Genomic DNA, 23184 nt, shown 5'->3' on the forward strand with positions numbered 1-23184 from the left:
TGTAAGTAGTAAGATTCTATAAGTTACCATTCAGTTGTAAGGGCTTAACCTCCCGGCGCAGGATCAGCCTAGCCTAAACATGGTGAAAATGTCTCACCATTAACAACGAAGTTTTTTGGCAAAATGCCGCACTTTGCAAAATTGATTGAATGCAAAAACTAAACCCATCGGCGGATGGGTTTAGTTTTTGTTGACTTGGTCATTTTTCTCTTGCAGCAGGGTTTCAAGATATTTTTGATTTTGTAATATTTTGCTATCCGTTGGACGGTATTGACGGGCTACCTCATTGTGTAGATAGGCCAGCTTGTGCATGCCCAAACGATCATAGCACACACATAACTGCAGGTGTGGCAGCCAGGTGGAAAATGCAGGATTAAAAAATCCTTGGTGGTTTTCCTCCCGTCCCACCCTGGCGGCAAGCTTATACCAAAAAATTGCCGGGTTAAAATTGCCCAGTTCCATGAAATGATAGCCCAAACGGCAGCAAAATTCAGCCCTGGCACTGTCATAATGAAAGGAACGTAAAATTGCTTGCAGTTTCTGGTCATGATTGCCTAAAGCATGATAGCAGTCAGCCAGTTTTCCGCAGCTTGAAATATTGTCTTCAATCCATCCTTTGCCTTCCGAAAGAAATTTTTCATAAAGGGCAGCGGCCCGTTCATGCATTTGATGATCCAGCAGCTCATTTGCAAAATAGTAGAGATCCCGCGGGGAGAACTCTTCTCCCTGCGCCAAACGTTTTTCATATATTTTTAGATTTCTATCACTATCATGATGAAGGTTTTTATGCGTTATGGCAATATCACTTTGCATGATATTACCCCATACCTCAAGATATTCGTGAACCGCACCGATCCATTGAAAGTTATTGGTCCTCTTTACCAATCGGTTGCGCCGTGCACGAAAGGAGACATTGCCATCTTCATCAAAGGCTAAATGGTACTTCATGTTCACCGAATCCACGGTGGGATCAAGATCTTCTTTTAATGTGACAAACTTTATCCGATCGTCAGTTTCTAAAACATCATCGGCATCCAGCCAAAGGATGTAATCCATGGTTGCCTTGCTGAAGGCAGCATTTCGGGCAGCAGAGAAATCATCAATCCAATGGAAATCAAATATTTGGTTGGTATACTGAGCGGCGATGGACTTTGTACCATCGGTAGAGCCTGTATCCACTAGGATGATTTCATCTACCAGGTCTGCTACGGAATCCAGGCATCGTTTTAGCACGGCTTCCTCATTTTTAACAATCATGCAAAGGCTAATGGTGATCATCGTTTTTACTCCTAACTTTTTAGTACTTTATTCATTAGTATTCGGGTTGCCGTTAACAGGTGCTTTGCTGTGGGGGGAATGTAGGGGTGTTTTTGTGACACATGTAGGAAGTAGCCATACATTATAATTTAGGATGACTTTTTTACATTTAAATAGTTTGCTGCCATGTGTGGCAACGGGTGGAGGGCGTATGCGAGAAAATTTATCTTTATCCCTATGCATGATTGTAAGAAATGAAGAAGACTGGCTGGAGAGGTGTCTTAACCGTGTGCAGCAGGTAGTGGATGAAGTGGTTATTGTGGACACCGGCTCCACGGACAGAACAAAAGAAATCTGTCTTCAATATCCTGCCAAGGTATATGATTTTGCTTGGACGGAAAGCTTTGCCGAAGCCCGAAATTTCAGCATTGAGAGAGCGTCGGGGAAATGGATACTATGGCTGGATGCGGATGAGGAACTAATGGTGGAAAATATCAGAGAATTTCGGAAGGCACTTCATGCTGCGGAAAAGGACCTTTTTTTACTCCCTTTGGTCAACTACTATGGGGGATTACCGGCAGATTTAAACAGGTCCTATTTGTTTGCCAGCTACAGATTGTTTCGAAATCATAAAGGCTTTAAATTCATAGGAAATATCCATGAACACTTGAATGTGGATGAAATCCAGAAAGTTGATCAAACGGCAATAATGCCCAATATTACAATCCATCATTATGGTTATATGGATCACGTTATGGAGGGGAAGGAAAAAAATAAAAGAAATCTCGCTATGCTTGAAAAGGAAAGGGAGCAGCCGGGGTACAGTCCCTGGATTGATTACCATATTGCCAGTGAATGGTATCGTGCTAAAAGGTATAAAGAAGCCTTTGAACAGGTAAATATTTCCATCTTGGGATTCCTTCAGAGAAAACAGATGCCCCCTTCCTTATTGTATAAGCTGAAATATGATATTTTGTTGGCGCTGGGAAGTTTTGCGGGAGCATGGCCGGGCATTGAAAAGGCCATCGCGTTATATCCTGATTACGTTGATCTTCATTTTTACAAGGGTTTGATTTTTTTTGCCAAGGAAATGTTTGAAGAAGCGATTCCGGTGTTTAAACATTGTCTGGAACTAGGGAAAACACACGCGCAAGGATATCTCATGTTGGTAGGTTGCGGGGGATACCAGGCCTGGTATTTTATGGGGAGATGCTATGAAAAACTGGGTAAATACAAGGAAGCGAGCACGGCCTATGCACAGACAGTCAGCCTATACCCAGATCATCAAGAAGCGCGGCTAAGATTGCTTACCCTGAGTGAGGTATAATTTTATGATTAAATAACTGGGTGTAAGCCTATCTTTGCCGACATGAACGAACAAACAATGAGAGGACTGATCCTGCTTCGTTGTTTTTCCATTTACGCAGGCTGTTAAAGAAGACGGTGTTTTATAAATATGATTCTATATTTTAATTTGGAACCATTTGGTACCTAATCTTATACATTGTATTGTACTAAATTAAGGGAGGAATTGATTGTGTCACAACCCAGTTTTCCTACGATAAGCCCGCCTATCACGAGGGACGATGCCATTAATTTACTACTTACCTCGATAGCAATGGAGGAACTCGGCTTGAGTCACATTATCAATGCCGAAGGAGAAAAACTGCAATATATTTTAGGAACGATCCCAGGAGTCAGCAGCCCTCCGGCAACAATCCAAGATGTTTTGGATGTTAATGATAGTGTTCGTAATACTTTAGAAAGTGCTGTGCAAAACCAGTTATTATTAAATGCAAAGATGCAGATGGCCCTTAACTCGTCACCTATGCAGGGGCCTACCGGAGCTACCGGAGCCACCGGGGCCACCGGACCTGCCGGGGGTCCCACCGGGGCCACTGGAGCTACTGGAGCTACCGGAGCCACCGGACCCGCTGGGACTGCTGGGGCAGTGGGGCCTGCGGGTGCCATTGGTGCAACGGGACCTACCGGAGCTACCGGGGCCACCGGAGCTACCGGAGCCACCGGGCCTACCGGGGCCACTGGTGTAACAGGGGCCGTAGGAACTACCGGTGATGCCGGACCAGCCGGGGCTACCGGAGCCACCGGTTCTCTTGGGCCCACCGGAGCTACCGGAGCTACCGGAGATACTGGAGCTACCGGAGATACCGGAGCCGCGGGAGCTACTGGGGCAACCGGAGCCACCGGTCCCACCGGAGCCACCGGTGCAACGGGGACCAACGTAACGGCAACCACTGCTTTTGCCGCCAATACCAGCGGATCATCCATTTCGATAGCAGTGGCCGGTACACCGGTACCGCTGCCTGACAGTCAGATCCTGCCGACGGATATTACCGTTGATGTCACGGATACAATTTTCACTGTAAATACAACTGGCCGCTATCGGCTGTCTTACTATGTGAATACAACCGCTGCCTTGGCTATAAGTTCCAGGCTGATCATAAATGGCTCACCCAATACAGCATCAACTGTCGCGCCACTTATCAGTCTATCAAACTTCTCTAATGAAATTTTGATTGATTTAACGTCTGGAGCAACCGTAACACTGCAGCTGTTTGGGCTATTGACTACAGCCGTTCTGTTGGGAGGTTCGGCAGGAGCTTCGTTAATGATTACCCGATTAAGTTAGAGTAGTCATCGCAGTATTATTTTGAAAGGAGGCCGATGTTATGTCTTTGCCGAATATTCCTGCCGTTAGCCCTCCCCTTACAAGAGATGAGGCAATCAATTTAATTATCTCATCGATTGCGATGGAAGAGCTCGGCCTAAGCCATATTACCAATGCGGAAGGGGAAAAACTCCAGTTTCTTTTGGGAACCCTTCCCGGATTAACGGGTGGTTTTGCAACCATCAGCGACATCTTGGCTGCTAACGATAGTGTACGTGAGATGCTTAATAGCATTGCTAATAACCAGTTGTTTTTAAAGTCAAAAGCTAACACGGCATTGAGTTCTCCTGTATTGCCCGGACCCACGGGGGCCACTGGTGCCACCGGAGCCACCGGATCCGCCGTAGGCGCCACCGGAGCGACCGGAGCCACTGGTTCTGTTGGGCCCACCGGACCCACCGGAGCGACCGGTGACTCTGTTATAATTGGACTAAGTAAGTGAAAGCCTCTAAATCAAAGGGTTTTTCGCTAATCTTAGTCCAATTTTTTTACCCTATTTACCCATTACCCAAATCTTTTACCCAAGAAAGGAGAGCGCCGATGGCGAAAATCATTGCAATTATCAACGAGAAAGGCGGCGTGGGCAAAACAGCCACGGCCACCACCCTTGCGTATCTCTTGTCCAAGAGAGGACACCGCACCGCCTTGCTTGACTTTGATGGTCAGGGGCATTCGAGCATCATCTTTGGTGTGAAGAACCCCAATAAACTGGAGGTGACAATAAACACCCTGTTACGCAAGCTGGTTGAGGACGAGCCTTTACCCGAACCCGAAAGCTATATCATCAAAACCGGGTGCGGTGTTGACCTGATCCCATCCAATACTCAGCTTTTCACCCTTGAACGCAATCTCTGCAATGTGGATTTCAGAGAGAGGATTTTGACCCAATATATTGACACCATCAAGGACAGCTATGAGTACATCATCATCGACTGTATGCCGCAGATGGGTACACCGATGATTAACGTGATGATGTGTGCCGACAGCATTATCATCCCGACACAGGCGGAGCTTTTATCTGCTCAAGGACTTGCGGAGCTGCTAAAGCACCATCATGCTATTCAGAGAAACAGCAACCACCGCCTGCGTATCGAGGGAATCTTGATTACCATGGATTCTCCCAACACGATACTTTCGGCACAGGTGAACGAACTGATCCAGCGCGGTTTCGCTGACAAGGTTCCTATTTTCAAGACCCATATTCCAAGGTCCATCAAGGTTGCGGAAGCCGTGCTTCACCATCAGACCATTTGTGGATTTCTGCCGGGAAATCCTGCGGCAATCGCCTATGGGCAATTTGTGGACGAACTGCTTTCGGGTGAACACGGTAAAATTGCGGAAAGGAGCGTTTAGCCTATGGCAATACCAAAACCCAAGGTTTCTTTGATTGATTTTGATGAAATGCTGGGTATAGAACCCCAGCAAGATGCCGCCCCTGCTCCTGTGCAGGGTGGCATCTTGGATATGGATTTCAGTTTGATGGAGTCCTTTCCAAATCACAGGTTCAAACTCTATGAGGGACAGCAGCTTGACGATATGGTGGACAGTATTCGCCAGTTTGGTATTCTGCTCCCCATTATCCTGTGGTACACTGAGGACGGACGGTACATTATTCTCAGCGGACATAACCGTAAAAACGCCGCCCAGCTTGCCGGGTTTACGAAAGGCCCCGTCATCATCAGGGAAAATCTGACCTATGAAGATGCCGTCCTGATCGTAACGGAAACCAATCTGCGCCAGCGTTCCTTTGGCGATATGAGCTATTCAGAACGTGCCTACTGTCTTGCACAGCATTATGAAGCACTGAAATCGCAAGGTAAGAGAAATGACCTTTTGGCAGAGATTGAAATGCTCTTGAACCCGCATGATACCGAGGAAAATTCAACTTCGTCTGAGGTTCAGACGAAGTTGAGATCAGATGAAAAACTCGGACAGAATTACGGTCTTTCACGGGACAAGGTGGCGAAATACATCCGTATTTCAAACCTTATTGAACCTCTTATTTTCCGTGTGGATAGCGGTGAGATTGCCTTTCTTGCCGCCTATGACCTCTCCTTTGTAGAGGACGGTGCTCAACAGCAGAAAATTGCTGACCTCATGGAGTCCGACAACTATAAGGTAGATACGAAAAAGGCGGAGTTGTTCCACAGCTACTATAAAGCTGGCAAGCTAACTGATACCGCCATTGTGCAAATTATTTCAGGGGAAAAAACCCGCAAACCCAAAAGCAGCAAGCCACAGCCGGTTAAAATCAAGCCTGCGGTCATTTCTAAGTATTTTACCGCACAGCAGACCCCAAAGGAAATTGAGGAAGTCATTGATAAGGCTTTGGCCCTGTACTTTGAAAATCAGGAATCGGAGGTGACAGCTTGAGCAAGGCGACCATTCTTGCCGACCTATATAAAAAATCGGTACAGGAATACACGAAAAACCCTGTGGAGTGGAAAGGTCTGCTGTCCTGTGTGGCGAGGTATTACAAGCGTTCCTTTGATAATGCGGTACTCGTTTACGCACAGCGGCCTGATGCAACCCAGCTTGCCACCTTTGACGAATGGCATGATAAGCGAATTGACCGAAATATCAATGCAGGCGCAAAAGGCATTGCGGTCATCGACATGACAAACCCCACAGCAAGTTTGAAGCATCTGTTTGATTTCATGGACACCAACGGCAGTGAGCAGAGCTTCAAAAAGGTTATGAGTTACCTGTGGGAGATGGAGGATCAGTATAAACCCAGCGTGTTGGCGAGATTTCACGAAAAGTACAATACCCCAACCTCCAGCATCGAAATGTGCCTGTATAAGCTGGTACAGCAACGGGTTCGTCAGGTTTTGTCGCAGTACATGGAAAACTTTAAGGTGTGTGACGAAACCAGCGTACTTTACGATGCTCCTATTGAAGCGGTAAAAGCGGAATTTATGGAACTTGTCACCGACAGCGTAGCTTATACCGTGTTCTGCAAATGTGGGCTTTCCACCGAGATGTTTGATGAACACACCTTTGAGAACATCAGCCACTTTAACAGCATGGAGCTGTTTATGACTATGGGAAACTGTACGGTTTCCCTTGCAAGACCCATCCTGAGAGAAATCCATCAGGAAATCCAGCAAATTAAAATCGAAAGGAGCCAAATTTATGAGAACCGAACCGTTAATGAACCTCAATTACCGGAAGGGCGAGGACGGTCTGCTCTACCCCGAACTGCAAATCTCGGAGAACGAGAAAATCGACTGGACACCGGTGGGCAGATTCGGGAACCTGTGGAAGAACTTCATGCTGGAGAACCACCCGCACCGCCTGTCGGAGTTGGTGGCACAGGGCAAAATCAACGAGATGATTTTGAAAGTGGACGAGGAAGCCGAGAGCCGCAAGGAACGGCTGATACAGGAGCTTCTGACCGCACAGCCGATGCCGGACACCGAGGACACGATGGAGAGAGCCGCCCACATGGGCATGATAAACGACACAGCGGAGGAAATCGTGATCAGCGAATTGGTACTGCACCTCCGATAACCCCAAGCGTAGAGCCGCCCTCAGATGGTAAACAGCCGTCTGTGGGCGGCTTTTTTTCTATCCCGCCTACATCGAAACCTCCTGAACCTGTTTCGGTGCAGGAAGCCCCTGAACAGGTTCCTGCACTGGATGAGGAAGAAATCTCCGACCTCATTGATGTGGTGCTGTGTGCTGATGATATTACCCCTGATACAAGGGAATGGACAGCGGAAATCCATAAATTCTTTGAGGGCGGACACAAGCAGACTACGAAAGCCAAAATTCTGAAAGCCTTTTATGGCAAGCTGGATACTGACTACATCACGGAAACCGGAGAATATTTATATCTCACCGCAGGCGATGATGGGCTGACTTTTGAAATCGGGAATCAGCAATTTACCGAGGACTATGGCACGCTCGTCAGCCGGATTGACCGCTTGATTCTGACCGGGGCATATCCGTTTAGCTCCGCAGACACCGTGATTGACGATTATGCTATCCCCGATGAACAGGAGGAAATGCAGGGCATTACAGACGAGGACGAAAATAGTCCTGATGAACCGCTTGCGTCTACCGAGTTGCTTGAAACGGATAGACAAAAAATCATTGACGAATACCTTCAGCATGGCAGCGGCACACAAGGCGGCAGGCAACGAATTTTTCAAGTTATGCTGTCCATGCCTGCCAAGAAGGATCGTATGTCGTTTATTAGGAAGGAATACAATTCCTATGGCTGTTACAGCAAATCCCCCAATGGCGACCAATGGCATTTGGAATCTACCCCCAAGGGGCTGGCGATTGATTATCGGCTTGGTTCGTTGGAACTGCATGAAGTCCTTTCATGGAATCAGGCGGAAAGCGGTATCTCTGACCTGATCCGCCAAGACCGCTACCTGACAGAAAAAGATAAAACGGAGCTGGAAGCCGAGGGGCAGGCGGTGTACTTGCCAGCCCCCGAAGTGTTAGAGCAAGAAACTCCCGACAGGCAGCTTAACTTGTTTGATATAACCCCCGCTATGCAGGACAGCTATGAGGACACCGCCGAGGACAGCAACGACGGCATGATTGATGGGAACTCCATTGAACCGGTGCAACTACCGTTTCAGGAGGGCGACCGCATCTATTATAATGACCGTGTGTTTGAAATCGTGAAATTCATGCACGATGGGCGCACGGTGGAAATGGGAGATATTGCACAGCTTAAAAACCTCAACGGCCTAAAAACTACCGAGCGTGTGCCACTTTCTGCTATTGCGGATTGCAAGCCGCTCAAAGACCATTACACAAATGACGAGATTGCTACCATGGTGGTAGAAAGTGTCCAAAGTAGCGACTTTTCAGAGGAAACAAAGGCGGCCATCCAAGCCACCGCCCTTGTCAACCAGTCCAATGATGAGTACAACCGTACCATTATGGATGATTTCCATGCTCGTGCTTGGGGCGAGGGTTTCAATTACCGCTATTCCCACGACCATCATCTTTACGATGGCGGTCCGAAAACCAAATTCAAAAACAACATTGCAGCCATTCGGCTTCTAAAGGAGCTGCAAGAACAAGGGCGCCCGGCAACAGCGGAGGAACAGATCACCCTTGCCCGGTTTGTCGGCTGGGGTGGGCTTGCGAATGCGCTGACCCCGGATAAAAACGGCTGGGAAACAGAGTACGCAGAAATCAAATCGCTGCTGACAGATGAAGAATTGCAGGCAGCACAAAAAAGCACCCTGACCTCCTATTACACGGAGCAGAGCATCGTCAGCCATATCTATAAAGGACTGGAGCGTATGGGATTTCAGGGCGGCAACATCTTAGACCCCGCCCTTGGTACGGGCAACTTCTTTTCCGTATTGCCGGACAGCATGGAGTCCTCCAAACTCTACGGCTGTGAAATTGACCCCATCCCCGGACAGATCGCAAAACAACTTTATCCCAATGCGGATATTCAGGTGATGGGCTTTGAAAAGACTGCTTTCCCTGACCATTTTTTCGATATGATGGTGGGCAACGTGCCGTTTAACTCCATCAAGGTGGATGACCCCCGCTACAATAAACACAATTTCCATATTCACGATTACTTTATTGCCAAGTCACTGGATAAGGTCCGTCCGGGCGGCATGATGGCGCTCATTACCTCCAAGTTTACGATGGATAAGGCAAATTCCAGTATGCGCCGTTACATTGCCGGAAAAGCCGAGCTGATTGGCGCAGTCCGTCTGCCAAACAATGCGTTCAAACAGGTTGCCGGAACCGAGGCTACCACAGACATTCTTTTTCTGAAAAAGCGGGAACGGGAAATCGTGCCGGACGAGGAAAGCAGTCCTTGGCTGTCTTTAGAGCAAGACGAAAACGGCGTTCCTATGAACACCTATTTTATCGACCACCCGGAAATGCTGTTGGGTGAGATGGTGTTTGACGAGTCCATGTTCGGCAACGAAAAGACCACCGCCTGCCACCCGATAGACGGAGAGGACTTGAATGAACGGCTGGAGCGCGCGATTTCCTATCTGGACGGCGAATATACTGAGGCTACCTCCGAATATGAGGGCGAAAAGGAAGTGCTGCCCGAATCCATTCCTGCTGATCCCAATGTGCGCAATTTCAGCTATGGGCTGGTAGATGGTGAGCTATACTACCGTGAAAATTCTCGGATGTATAAGCAAAATATCACCGGCCGGAAAGCCGAGCGTATTCGTGGCATGGTGGAGGTTACGGCAGCCATCCGCAGCCTAATTGAATTTCAGAACAGCGAGTATGCGGATCTCCATGAATTGCCCACCATGGAATATGAAAAGCAGCTTCAGGAGCATATCGCCCATCTCAACCATGTTTATGATGGCTTTGTCAAAAAGCAGGGCTATCTCAATTCCTATGCCAATGTGATTGCATTTTCAAGGGATTCCAATGCCCCTTTGCTTCGTTCCATTGAGGCGGAAAAGAAAGACCAAAAGGATGTATGGGAAAAGACTGCTATCTTCTACAAAGCGACCATCAAACCCAAGGTCATGCCTAAAGCGGTGTTTTCAGCGGAAGAAGCCCTGATGGTATCCCTCAATGTGAAGGGCAAGGTTGACCTTGCCTATATGTCCTGGCTCTATCAGTACCCTGATCACCGTAAGGCTACACCGGAGGAAATTATTGACGAGCTGGGTGATAAGATTTATCAAGACCCCGATGATTACACCGGCAACCCGCACACCGGCTGGAAAACCGTTGACGAGTATCTAAGCGGCTATGTCAAGGATAAGCTGGTGACGGCAATCTTGAAAGCGGAGGAAGAACCGGAACGGTTCAGCCGAAATGCAGAGGCATTGAAGCTGGTGCAGCCGGTTCCCCTGACTCCGCAGGACATCAGCTTCACCCTTGGCTCCACATGGATTCCCCCGGAGATTTACCAGCAATTCATGTATGATACCTTTCAGACCGCACCCAGCCTTCAAGATGGCCGCTTTAGCATTTCTCTTGAATTTTCCAAATACAGCGGTGCCTATTATATTTCCAATAAAAGTGCGGAAAGCAATTCCGTAACGGTCAACCAGTCTTACGGCACGGAACGGCTCAACGCTTACGAAATACTGGAAACCACACTCAACCTTCGACCGGTGGAGGTCAAAGACCCGGTTGATTATATTGACCCGAATACCGGGGAGGAAAAAAAGAAATACGTTCTCAACAAAAAGGAAACCATCTTGGCCCGTGAAAGGCAGGCAGAAATCAAGATGGCTTTTGAAAGCTGGCTGTTTGCCGACCCGGAACGTGGGGCAAGCCTGACAAAGCTCTACAATGACCGTTTCAATAACATCCGCCCCCGTGAATACAGCGGTGACACCCTGCTCATGCCGGATATGGCGGAGGGCATCAAGCTGCGCAAGCATCAGAGTGATGTCATTGCCCATGGGCTTTACAGTGACGGCAATCTGCTGATGGCACACGAAGTTGGTGCTGGGAAAACATACGCCGCTGTCGGCCTTGGCTACGAAATGAAACGGCTGGGAGCAGTCCACAAGCCCCTGTATGCCGTACCAAATCATCTTGTTGGCGAATGGGCAGCTCACTATATGAAGATGTACCCCAACGCCAATATTTTGGTGGCAGAGAAAAAGGATTTTGAGCGAAAGAACCGCCGCCGCTTTGTCAGCAGGATTGCCACCGGAGAGCATGACGCCATCATCATGGGGCATAGCAGCTTTGAACTGATTGGCTTATCCAGAGAACGCCAGCTTGCGGCTATGGAATCGGAAATGGCGGCTATCACAGCGGCAATAGCGGAGGTAAAAGCCCGTGACGGCAAAGACTGGACGCTTAAACAGATGCAGATTTTCAAGTCCAACCTCCAGTTTCGCTATGACAGGCTGTTTAATTCAGAGAAAAAAGACGGTGTTATCAATTTTGAGGAATTGGGTGTAGACGCCCTGATTGTGGATGAAGCCCATGCCTATAAAAACAATTTCTCCTATACGAAAATGCGGAATGTGGCCGGAGTTACCGGGGTCAGCAGCCAGCGCGCCATGGATATGCACCAGAAATGCCAGTACATCAATGATCTGAACAATGGCAAAGGTGTGATTTACCTGACCGGTACTCCCATCTCCAACACGATGGCGGAGCTGTATGTTCTGCAAAAGACTTTGCAGCCATGGGAGCTGGAAAAGCGTGGTCTGCTGATGTTTGACGCATGGGCGAGTACCTTTGGTGTGGTGGAGTCCTCCTTGGAAATCAAGCCGGAGGGTAACGGCTACCAGATGAAGAACCGTTTTGCAAGGTTTCACAACTTGCCTGAGCTGATGGCCATGTTCCACATGATTGCAGACATCAAAACCGCTGATATGCTGGACTTGCCTACTCCAAAGCTGAAAACCGGCGGTTCACAGGTTATCAAAACGGAATGTACCCCGGAGCAGAAACGCCTTGTAATGGAGTTGGGAGAACGGGCGGAGAAAATACGCAACGGCCAAGTGGATAGCTCAGAGGATAATTTCCTGAAGCTCACGCTGGAGGCTCGCCTGCTGTCCACTGATCCGAGAGCCATTGACCCGGATTTACCGGATGACCCCAATACAAAACTCAATGTCTGCGCACGGAAAGCGGCTGAAATCTACCATGAAACCGCTGAGAACCGCTTGACTCAGCTTATTTTCTGCGACCAAGGCACGCCCAAGGGTGACGGCAGCTTCAATTTTTACGAGGCTACCAAGGCGGTGCTGATTGCACAGGGGGTAAAGCCGGAGGAAATCGCCTTTATCCACGATGCCAAGACGGACGTACAGCGGGAGCAGCTTTTTGAAAAGGTGCGAACCGGTGAAATCCGCATCTTAATGGGCAGCACCGGGAAGATGGGAACCGGCATGAATGTTCAAAATAAGCTGGTGGCGCTCCATCATCTCGATGTGCCGTGGCGCCCCTCTGATCTCATTCAGCGCAATGGCCGCATTCTCCGTCAGGGCAATGACAACGAGGAAATTTCTATCTTCAACTACATCACAGAGAATACCTTTGATGCGTACCTGTGGCAGATTTTAGAGCAGAAACAGCGGTATATCAGTCAGATTATGACCGGTCGCTCTACCCTCAGAACCTGTGAGGATGTGGACAGCACTATGCTCCAGTATGCTGAGTTTAAGGCCCTTGCGACTTCCGACCCAAGAATTAAGGAGAAGATGGAAACGGATAACGAGATCAGCCGCCTGACGGTGCTGAAATCCGCATGGCAGAGCCAGCGCAATGACCTTCAGTACAAAATCGGAAAACACTATCCGAGCCAGATTGCCGCAACCGAGCGTAAAATAGCAGGGATGGAAGCTGACCTTGCCCACTATACAGGAAACAAACCGTCCGAGTTCCAAATGACCATTGACGGCAGGCTCCATGATGAGCGAACCAAGGCTGCCGAACACTTCATGGTCCGTTCCCGCAAGCTGGGGCGAAGCACCGGGGACACTCTTGATATGGGCAGCTATGCAGGCTTTCCGGTCCGGCTGGTACGCCGTATGGGAGATGGTATTGGCATCCAGCTCTGTGGCAAATGCACTTATACCACAGAGTTGGGTGAGTCGGAGCTGGGAAACATCACCCGCATCGAGAACCTTGCGGAACGCATTGCATCAGAATTGGAAGTCGCCAAGAACGAGCATGCGGATTTGCACCGCCAGCTTGAGGCGGCAAAGCTGGAGAGTGAAAAGCCCTTTACCAGTGAAGAAAAATTGGTGCAGTTACAGCGGAAAAAGGTTGAGCTTGACCTTGCCTTAGAATTTAAGGATACCCCTGATCCTGTTTTAGAGCCGGACGAGGACAATGAGAATGTTATGAATTATGAGCCGGACGAGGAAGCAGATGCACCAATCAGAACGGCTCCCCCCTCTGCACACCTCACGCTGGAACAGCGGCTGTATCAGAAACTGGCTGTTTTCGCAGGTCCCATCCTTGAGGGAGAAGCCTATTACATGAAGCTCAAAAGCGAAGGCTTTGAGGATTTGGTGCTGGAAGCCATAGGCGGTAATGAGTACAGTATCGCCCATTATTACAGACAAAATGGTGATTCCATGCGTGACCCTGAGATTACCTTCACCATTGACAAACAGACCTGTTCCATTCACCCTACATCGTTCTTACAGGACGATATAGGGCTTTTTTATGATACGGACAATGTACCGCCGTCAAGGGTGCGTGATTTAAAGGATTTCATGTCACAGTGGTTTACCAACATCAAGGAGCAGGGGTTTGAGCCTGAAAAGGTATCCGTATATTCATCGGAAAATGAAGATGAAGGCGAATTTGAAAGATAGGAGGGATTTTTTTGAAACACGATATTTCACCGGAACTGGCCGAGCTTTTCAAGAAAAAGGCATCAGTCTTAGGGTATTCTGTTCGTGAAGAAGCTGCGGAACATGACCCGCAGCTTCTTTTGTCTGCTTTTCGGGATCAGGAAGAAATCTGCAAATTTGAAAAGTCCGGCGCCATGCGTTTCAGGCGGGACAGTCCTTTTGTGACGGAACGCAAGGAACTGCACAATCTGCTGTTAGACCTAAAAGAGCGTTATGATTTATACCTGAATGCAAAACCGCTTGATTGTGAAGGGGTTCGTGACTTTCGGCTGATTTCAGAGTTTGGAAATCATCTTCTTGCCGCCAAGCAGTCCAAGGACAATGAAATCCGCTTTGTCACATGGCAGTACGACTATGACCGCACCGGAGTGACCCTCGGACATTACTATGAAACCAATTATCAGGGGGCGCTGGGGGATTTTACCGTGCGTTCCGGTCTGCTTGACGAAAACCAGCTTTTCTCAGAGGATGAGATGGCGGTTTTATATGTCTCCTGCGTATTCCGTGGACGGCATGACGATGATCTGACTTTTGAAAGCGAAAAGGAATTGCAGGCCGTCATAGAAAAACTGGAAAGCAATCTGCCCCAGCAGAGTATGGTGCAAGAAGCCGCGCCGGAACAGGAGGACGAACATGGAATATAGCCAAATCAACACCATTACAAAATATGGTCCTGACGATTATTCGCTTTGGACGTTCACGCTGCCCCGTGACCAAATCGGGCAAATCAGGCAAAATACGCCTATTGTGGAGGGCGATATGCGCCGAGTGTTTGAGGAAATTCGTTCTGTCGATTACCAGCCGGAATCGGTATGCAACTTTGTTCTCCCCCAAAGTAAGGGCTTGCGACTGTTTCGGGTTGATATGGGTGAAAATTTTGCAGACAGAAACCGGCATAACGGCTGCTCCGTCCGTGGCTCCAGAGAAGAAATCATGGCAGAGTTGCGTGAGGTGCTCAAGGGTCAGGGATACCATTTATATGGGAACGCCCATTTTGAGAATGTAGATGTGCTGGAAACCCTGCAAAAGATTGTGGAGCATAACACTGACTACTACCAAACGGACTTCCAGTATGATGTAGAAAAACTGCGGGCGGCTGCTGCTGACCGCAATGCTGAACGGCATTTCCTCTGGATGAGCAGGGGCGGCGGGACATGGTGCTTTGCGGAGCCGGAGGTCTATATCCGCAGAACCAATGCGCATAACACATGGAATTTCTACGGTGCCGGGAATAGGAGCGAACACGTTAAAACCTTTTGGATTGAACTGAAAGGTATGCGGGATGAAAAAGTTATGGGCGATATTGTGGAGATAGATTATCAGAAGCACCTGGATTATCTCTGCACCCATTCCTTTGAACCGGCTGCCGTAGAGGTAGTGTTCAAGAACCCCAACGGTCTGCGCACCTTTTCCTATCGGGAGTATGACGAAAATTATCAATCCATTGCCCAGCGTTACGGCACGGTGGAACGGATTGCATTTCAGGTGGAAAACCCGGATCAGTTTGCCCGTGCCGTTATTCAGGCACATGGACTGTTTTGGGATGCCACAGAGTCGATGGAAATTGATGACTATGTAAAACGGCTGGATCGTGACCGGCTCCATGATTATGGCTATACCGTTGACGATGTGGTTCTGACCGGTCCTTTGGATGCGGAAAAGGCGGTGAAAAACGGTCTTGCCTGCTATGCCCTTTCCCCGGATAGCTCCAAGGAGTTGATTGCCGACCGGGAAAATTATCAGGAACGCCATTACAGGGGCGCATTGTTCGGCATGACAGCAGAGGAACGGGACACCCTGCAATATTTCAAGCAGGACTGCACTCCGCTGTTTTCCCATGAGGAAATGCGGGAAATCTGCTCACTTGCGGTACAGGCAGGGATGGAGAATCATCCTAAAAAGGCTCCCCTGCTGGATAGTATTATCCATAAAGCGGAGTGTGCCATGCCAAAAGCGGAAAACGAATCTGCATTGGAGCAAGAACATCAAATTGAAATGGAGGATAGAGAATGAAAAAGAAGATGAACCCCAAAACCAAACGGGCGGTGGTGGTGCTTTCCATCATCGCCCTGATTATTTTTATTATCGGGCTGGTAAGCTGTTCTATTCAGCTTTCGCAGAAAGTCCAGCCGCAGTCTGCTGTGACGGACACCGATAATCCGGTTCCCCTCCCTGACGATAAAATTGTAATCCCGAAAATTGACCCTCAAAACTCCGACAATCTAATTGATGATGCACCTCCGCAGGAAACCACGGATAGCAAGCCAGAGGAAACCGGGAACAGTGGCAAAGATACAGAGCAGGGAAAGAATAAGCCTTCCCCTGCAAAACCTACAGAGAAACCGCCAGTATCGCCCAAGCCGGTAAAGCCTGCCGACCCTACCATGCCACCGGCTACTCCAACCCCCAAGCCTACCGTGCCGCCTGCTACTCCCACACCCAAGCCGAGTGAGCCTGTGAAGCCGACAAAGCCTACCGAGCCGCCGAAACAGGAGGAAAAGCCAAGTAAGCCCGACAAGCCTGACGGTGGCGGTTCGGGCGGTGGCAGTACCAGCTATCCCGCCGCTGTGGTAGAAATCCTCATTCCTGAGTATAGCCACGCTGATATGGAGTTTGAGGTAAAGACCACGCTGCGCAACGTGAAGTCGCTGGATTGGACTGTTGCCGAGGAAGGAAAAGATACCTCACAAGGAGATTTTCTGAAAGGAACACTTGATAAAAATGGCGGAAAAATCACCATTACCAAGCCGGGGCAGTATGTTTTGACTGCTACCGCTAAAAATCATGGCAACCGAGCCTATACCTTTACCAAGGCAATTACCATTTATCCTACCTTTGACATCAAGATAGAGGCGGATGAAGCCGCACATACGGATCAGTCCTTCGTGGTAAAAACCACGCTTTCCGATAACGTAAAGCAGCAATTAAACTGGCATATTTACAAGGATGGCAGCGAAGTGAAATGGCAGGAGGCCGTAACAGGCTCCCTTACCAATGATGGCGGCTCTATTCAAATCAAAGATAAAGGCAGCTACACTCTGCAAGCTACCGCCTACGATGAAACCAGCCGGGAGTTTTCAGGAAAGGCTGATGTGGAGGTTTATCCCATTGTCGAAATCGGCGTACAGACTCCAGCCGCCGCTCACACTGATACCCCTGTCACGGTTACTGTGAACACAAAGGAGCTGGGAAATCTCACGCTTGTATGGACTATGACCAAGGAGGGCAAAGAAATCCCCCTGGCCGATGGTATGGAAGGTAAGCTGGACAATTCGGGCGGAACAGTGCGTTTCCTCGACAAAGGAGATTACAGCCTGACCGCCACAGCTACCGATAAGTCTGGCAGGGCATTCAGTGGGAACGCGGATATTAAAATCTATCCTGTGGTGGCTTTTTCATTTGGACTTCCTGCCACTACCCACACCGACAAGCCTGTTGAAGTAAAGGTGCTATCCTCCGAATTGCAGGACATGACTGCTGAATGGACGGTGCTTTATAACGGTGAAATCACACCTCTTGCATCGGTGCTGGAGGGCAGCCTGACCAATGAGGGCGGCACGATCCGGTTTAAGCAGAAAGGCGCCTATACGCTGAAAGCTACCCTGATTGATGCCCTCGGACGAGAATACAGCCATGAGGCCAGCACTGTGATTTATCCTGTTGCGGAAACAGGTTTTTATATTCCCCCTCAGACCCACACCGATACGGCCGTAGAGGTCAAGACCAGCTTTCAGGAAACAGAGGGTTTGACTGCGGAGTGGAGTTTGACAAAGGACGGCAAGCCTATCACGCTGGAGGACGGCTTTGACGGAACTCTCATCAATGACGGCGGTAAAATCCGTTTTTACGAGGTTGGCGAATATGTTTTACAGGCGGCCGTTACCGACAGCACCGGCCGCAGCTTTACCTATACCGCCCCTGTAAAAGTATATCCTGTCATCACGGTTGCAATGGAACTCACCAAGGAAACCCACACGGATAAGGTGGCAACGGCTTCTGTCAAGCTGTCAAACGCCGGTTCCCTGCCTGTGGCTTGGAGCATGGCAAAAGACAATGTGCCGGTACAGCCTGAGCAGGAGTTGACCGACAAGGGCGGTTCTATCCACTTTTCAGAAAAAGGCAGCTATACCGTGACCGCAGCCGTAACCGATGAGGCCGGGAGGACTTTTGAGGACAGCAAGACTGTCAAGGTTTACCCAATCCCCGGCATTGCTTTCAGTCTGCCTGCCGCTGTCCACATCGATGACATGGTGACGGTTGATACTGCCCTCACCGATATGGAGGGACTGGCGGCGGTATGGTATGTTGACAATACCTATGGCTTTCAGGATTGGGCGGTCTACATCGACGGCCAACTCAGCAATCAGGGCGGCTCCATCCACTTCAAACGTGCGGGAGTATATGATTTGCAGGCACGGGTGACAGACTCCACAGGACGGGTATTCCACTTTAATAGCGGAAGATGCGAAGTCTTGCCGGTGCTTTCCCTCTCCTTTGAACTTCCTGCCACTGGGCATACCGATACACAGATTGAGGTCAGAACGAGGGGAAACAACAATGTGCTGCCGGTGGAATGGTCACTGATGAAAAACGGTACGGTCATTCCTTCGGAGCAGGCTGTCAGCGGCTCTCTCAATGCACAGGGCGGTAAAATCCGCTTTACAGAGAATGGTGAATACCGTCTGACCGCAACCATGACAGATGCGCTGGGCAGGATGTTTACTGCCAGCAGCCAGATCGGTATTTTCCCCCTTTACAACTGCGATTTCTCTATGCCAGCGGCAATTCATACAGGGCAAAACTTTGTTGTCAACATGAGCAGCTCCGTCAACCTGAACGGCAAGAGCATTGTATGGACGGTAACGAAGGATGGCGCAGCCGTGGCAGTTTCCGACTTCTTTAAGGGGACGCTGGGAAATGGCGGCGGCACGGTTCATGTGGATACAGCAGGAAGCTATCAGCTCACCGCATCCATCACGGATGAACTGGACAGAGTGTTTGCCTGCACCCAAACTATCACGATTACCAATACCGCACCCAGCAAACCGACCCTAACCGCTGGTGTGACAAGGACATACGCAGACGGCAAATTCTTGGTGAATCTCACCGCCGCCAGCACCGACCCGGACGGGGATACGATTATTTATGAGTTTGAGGGTAAGACCGCCGACAATTATTACCCCCTTGGAACGCATACCGTCAAAGTAAGAGCGAAAGACAGCTTTGGCGGTATTTCTGATTGGACATCGGCAACCTTTACTGTCGCCAATACCGCACCTGGCAAGCCTGCTTTTTCTGCCAGCGTGACGAGAACAGCCAAGGGTGGAAGTTTCCTTGTGAATTTCTCCGTAAGCAGCACCGACCCGGACGGTGATACTGTTGCCTATGAGTATCAGAACATGACCGCTGATCGCTATTACCCTGTTGGTACGCATACCGTCAAGGTAAGGGCGAAAGACAATTATGGCGGTGTTTCCGATTGGGCGGTAGTTACATTTACCGTTGCCAACTCTGCGCCGACCCGCCCTGAGATTACGAGGACACCGGGCGGCAACAGCGTGGTGCCGGGAACGCCTGTTACCATCACCGCAAGCAGTGTTGACCCGGACGGAGATAGTATCACCTATGTTTGGGAGGGCAGACCATCACAGACGGCTACCTACCCCCTTGGAAAAAACACTGTAAGAGTGAAAGCCGTTGATAGCACTGGTGCAGAATCGCCATGGGCAGCTATTGTTTTCTTTGTCATGGATGCAAACGGCAGCGGTGGCATGATGTTGACCGGTCCCGATTCCACCATCAACGAGAACGGGATCGAGGGGGCGACTATTGCAAATTATACTTTTAATGTACCTCCTGTGTCCGGTCACAGTGGGCAGGACTATGGTAGAGTGCGTGGTTACAATGTGAGAACCGGTGCGTGGGATCAGCTGGACTACGGAACAACCAGCAACGGCATATCCTTCAGCCGAAACTTGACCTCCGGTGTATATTCCAAACTGGAATTTTATTATTATACAAATCACTCGTGTATGTACAACAAATCCAATATCACCTATACGGTGGAATACCACTTTGAATAAGTAATACATTTGCTTCGGGGCATCGCCAGTCATGGTGATGCCCCGATATTTTTTCTTGGAACAGGAGGTCGCAATGCAGGGATTTTTGAAACCATATCAGGTAGAGCAAATTAAAAAGAAATATCCGCCCGGCACACGCATCCAGCTTGACCACATGGAAGGAGGGCGTGATATGCCTGATGGTTTGCAGGGCGTGGTGAAGCACATTGATGACCAGGGCCAGCTACACATGGCATGGCAGAATGGGCGTTCACTTGCGCTTATACCAAATGAGGATCAGTTTCATATTATCCAGCCTGAACAGCAGATGGAGGACAATAAAATCCGTGTGCTGGTGGTAGAACCGGGAAAGGCCCCTTATGCCCAGCAGATAGAGAACGATTATCGGACTATGCAGAGGCTGGTGGACGGCTGTATTGAATTTGTTCCCTTGCCGGAGCTGGGTTGCTGCCTTTACTGCAATGAGGAGGGCAAGCTGATTGGTATGCCCGGAAACCGCCGCCTTGACCATGGAGATATTATCTGTGGCACATTTTTCATCTGCGCTGGAGATGGAAACGGAAATGACCTTTCTCTGAACGATGAGCAGCTCCGCTACTACACCGAGCGCTTTCGGGAGCCGGAACACTACACCGATGCGGAAGCCCATCATGCAGAGTGTGAAATCAAGACTATGCCCTCCGCAAGCGACAGCATCGAGGATGTCATGCGTATGCTTGGGCTTTTGCAGGACGGCAACGACGGAATGGAGAGATAACATGGAAAAAAATCAAAGTAAGCTGTACAGCTATAGTGCCTATATAAACGCACATATCCTGCCGTTTATTGACTACAACGAGCTTGACCGTTCCTACCGGACAGAGGAAAAAGCGTATGCAAAAGGGGTTTTGAACCGCCTGCATACGGCTATGCTGGAGCAGTATGGAGATGCCCAGCTTGTTTGCGGTTATGGCGATATGCAGGAGAACTATGCAGTGGTTCCCGGCGTGGTACAGGGAAAGAAAACCGGAGAAATCGCCCTTGCGCTGTTGGGCATAGACCTCTCATCCTCCGGGGAGCATTGTCAAACAGAATTTCTCTGCAAATATGGTGTGGTTTTACAAGGACATAACGACTTGCCGAAGGCCCTCGCCGGTGAAATCACCGCAAGGTATTTGCCCTATGACTATTGCTATACAGCGGATATTCTCGGCGACATTCATATTTCCAAGGGTAGGCTGCCGGAGGGTATCAAGGAGATTCTGCAAACCTTTCAGGAGCATACAGCAGAGCTTTTGGGCAAGGAAAAAACGGATATGGACATGGAACGCTGACCGCTCTGCTTGCAGGGCGGTTTTCGATTGGAGGTGAATCAATTTGAGAACACAGTCGAAGCCTATGCCATTTACCGAGGGGCAGATGAAGCAGGTCTTTGATACGAACATTATTGATTTTGCCGTACAGCACGGCTTTCAGATTGAAAAGGGCGACCGCCACTCCGTTCATGTAAAAAACAGCGGCGGTCTTTATCTTTTCAATCATGGGCGGGGATATTATTGCTTCACCAGTGAAAAAAAGGGCAATATCATCGACTTTGTAAAGGATTATTTCGGGCAGGACTTCAAAGGCGCCGTGGAAATGATTTTGGGTTGCCGTGCCTATGAAATGACCGAACATTATATTCCCCAAAGTGAAAAGAAGCCCAAGGGCGATTTGGTGCTGCCGCCCAAGGACAAGGATTTCAATCGCACCATTGCCTATCTGACCAAAACCCGTGGCATTGACAAGGAAATCGTCTATGCCATGATAAATGCGGGAAAGGTTTATGGTGCCAGAACGGAAGCCAAAAAGGACGGCCGCACCTACGCTTTTCATAACTGTGCCTTTGTCGGCTACGACGAAACCGGAAAAGCACGCTATTGTGCTTTACGGGCGCCCAGCGCAGACAGCAGCTTTCGGCAGGATGTGGAGAACTCGGATAAGACCTACGGCTTTTGCATGGAGGGGCATTCTAACCGTGTTTATAGTTTTGAAGCGCCCATTGACGCTATGAGTCATGCTACCCTGTGCAAACTCCATGGGATTGACTGGCGGCAGGATCACCGTGTAGCGGAAGGCTGTCTGTCGGATAAGGCGCTGTACCGTTACCTTCAGCACCATACTGAGATTACTGAAATTGTTTTCTGCTATGACAACGATATGGACGGCAAACTGAGTGATGGTACACCCCATAATCACGGACAGGTGCAGGCAGAGATTTCCGCTGAAACTTTTGCGGACTTGGGGTATAAAACCTTTATTCAAACACCCGTAAACAAGGATTTTAATCTTGATCTCCTTGCTTTTCAAAAAACCGCTGACCATATACAGCCGTTAGAGCTGGAATCGGAGCCGGAACGGTAAGAGTATCGAAACAGGCTAAAGCGGAAAATATCATGCAGGTATTTTCCGCTTTTTATTATTGATACTCAAATTGTGCTCATCATGCGAGTCTTGTTAATTCTTTTACCTTTGCTTCAATGGCTTTTATGACCCGCATAAATTCCTCATCGCTCTTTCCTGTCGGATCATCAAGGCCCCAATCCTCTCGGTGTTTGCAAGGCAGAAAAGGACACTCCACATTGCAGCCCATTGTAACAACAATATCTACGGATGGGATGTCGGACAGCAGTTTAGAATACTGCGTCTTTTCCATATCAATCCCATAAAGTTCTTTTACGAGGCGCACAGCATCTTGATTGATCTGCGGCTTTGTTTCCGTTCCGGCTGAATAACACTCAAATATATTACCTGCAAAATGCTTGCAAAGGGCTTCTGCGATTTGAGAACGGCAGGAATTGTGAACACAGATAAACGCAACTTTTTTCAT

14 protein-coding genes are annotated in these 23184 nt (G+C 49.1%); 12 read left to right on the top strand and 2 right to left on the bottom strand.

Annotated elements, in window-relative coordinates:
* Positions 1-180 precede the first annotated feature (180 nt).
* A complete protein-coding gene (locus tag AC1U9Z_RS04025) occupies positions 181-1278 on the bottom strand; it encodes a tetratricopeptide repeat-containing glycosyltransferase family 2 protein (RefSeq protein WP_479955831.1) in 1098 nt (365 codons plus the stop codon).
* Positions 1279-1468: 190 nt separating this feature from the next.
* Here AC1U9Z_RS04025 and AC1U9Z_RS04030 point away from each other — a divergent pair, with 190 nt between their 5' ends.
* The 12 genes from AC1U9Z_RS04030 (at position 1469) to AC1U9Z_RS04085 (ending at position 22718) form a co-directional block, all read left to right on the top strand.
* Complete coding sequence (locus tag AC1U9Z_RS04030) at positions 1469-2584, top strand: glycosyltransferase (RefSeq protein ID WP_333532706.1); 1116 nt, start codon at positions 1469-1471, stop codon at positions 2582-2584.
* 210 nt (positions 2585-2794) lie between these two features.
* Positions 2795-3907, top strand: coding sequence for a BclA C-terminal domain-containing protein (locus AC1U9Z_RS04035; protein ID WP_479955833.1), 1113 nt, complete (start codon positions 2795-2797; stop codon positions 3905-3907).
* Between the two features lie 40 nt (positions 3908-3947).
* A complete protein-coding gene (locus tag AC1U9Z_RS04040) occupies positions 3948-4388 on the top strand; it encodes an alpha-helical endospore appendage domain-containing protein (protein ID WP_479955835.1) in 441 nt (146 codons plus the stop codon).
* Positions 4389-4486: 98 nt separating this feature from the next.
* Positions 4487-5299 (top strand): ParA family protein, encoded by an 813-nt coding sequence (locus AC1U9Z_RS04045; protein ID WP_479955837.1) that lies wholly within the window; start codon positions 4487-4489, stop codon positions 5297-5299.
* 3 nt (positions 5300-5302) lie between these two features.
* Positions 5303-6319 carry a ParB N-terminal domain-containing protein gene (locus tag AC1U9Z_RS04050; RefSeq protein ID WP_479955839.1) on the top strand — a complete coding sequence of 339 codons (1017 nt, stop codon included), beginning with the start codon at positions 5303-5305 and terminating at the stop codon, positions 6317-6319.
* Complete coding sequence (locus AC1U9Z_RS04055) at positions 6316-14214, top strand: DUF6908 domain-containing protein (protein WP_479955841.1); 7899 nt, start codon at positions 6316-6318, stop codon at positions 14212-14214. Before AC1U9Z_RS04050 ends, AC1U9Z_RS04055 begins: the two co-directional genes overlap by 4 nt.
* 11 nt (positions 14215-14225) lie before the next feature.
* Positions 14226-14897: a hypothetical protein gene (locus tag AC1U9Z_RS04060; RefSeq protein WP_479955843.1), complete on the top strand. Its 672-nt coding sequence runs from the start codon at positions 14226-14228 to the stop codon at positions 14895-14897.
* On the top strand, positions 14887-16266 hold the full coding sequence (locus AC1U9Z_RS04065) for a hypothetical protein (RefSeq protein WP_479955845.1): 1380 nt from the start codon (positions 14887-14889) through the stop codon (positions 16264-16266). Before AC1U9Z_RS04060 ends, AC1U9Z_RS04065 begins: the two co-directional genes overlap by 11 nt.
* A complete protein-coding gene (locus AC1U9Z_RS04070; protein WP_479955847.1) occupies positions 16263-20336 on the top strand; it encodes an S-layer homology domain-containing protein in 4074 nt (1357 codons plus the stop codon). The genes AC1U9Z_RS04065 and AC1U9Z_RS04070 overlap by 4 nt, the downstream gene beginning before the upstream one ends.
* Positions 20337-20409: 73 nt before the next feature.
* Positions 20410-21093, top strand: a complete 684-nt coding sequence (locus AC1U9Z_RS04075; RefSeq protein WP_479955849.1) for a DUF3846 domain-containing protein — start codon at positions 20410-20412, stop codon at positions 21091-21093.
* A gap of 1 nt (position 21094) precedes the next feature.
* Positions 21095-21649: a hypothetical protein gene (locus AC1U9Z_RS04080; protein ID WP_479955851.1), complete on the top strand. Its 555-nt coding sequence runs from the start codon at positions 21095-21097 to the stop codon at positions 21647-21649.
* 43 nt (positions 21650-21692) lie between these two features.
* Positions 21693-22718, top strand: coding sequence for a DUF3991 domain-containing protein (locus tag AC1U9Z_RS04085; protein ID WP_479955853.1), 1026 nt, complete (start codon positions 21693-21695; stop codon positions 22716-22718).
* Positions 22719-22797: 79 nt separating this feature from the next.
* Here the strand turns inward: AC1U9Z_RS04085 and AC1U9Z_RS04090 are convergent, their stop codons facing one another.
* On the bottom strand, positions 22798-23184 hold the full coding sequence (locus AC1U9Z_RS04090) for an arsenate reductase ArsC (RefSeq protein ID WP_479955855.1): 387 nt from the start codon (positions 23182-23184) through the stop codon (positions 22798-22800).

It is taken from the genome of Desulfotomaculum sp. (genome assembly GCF_982386235.1).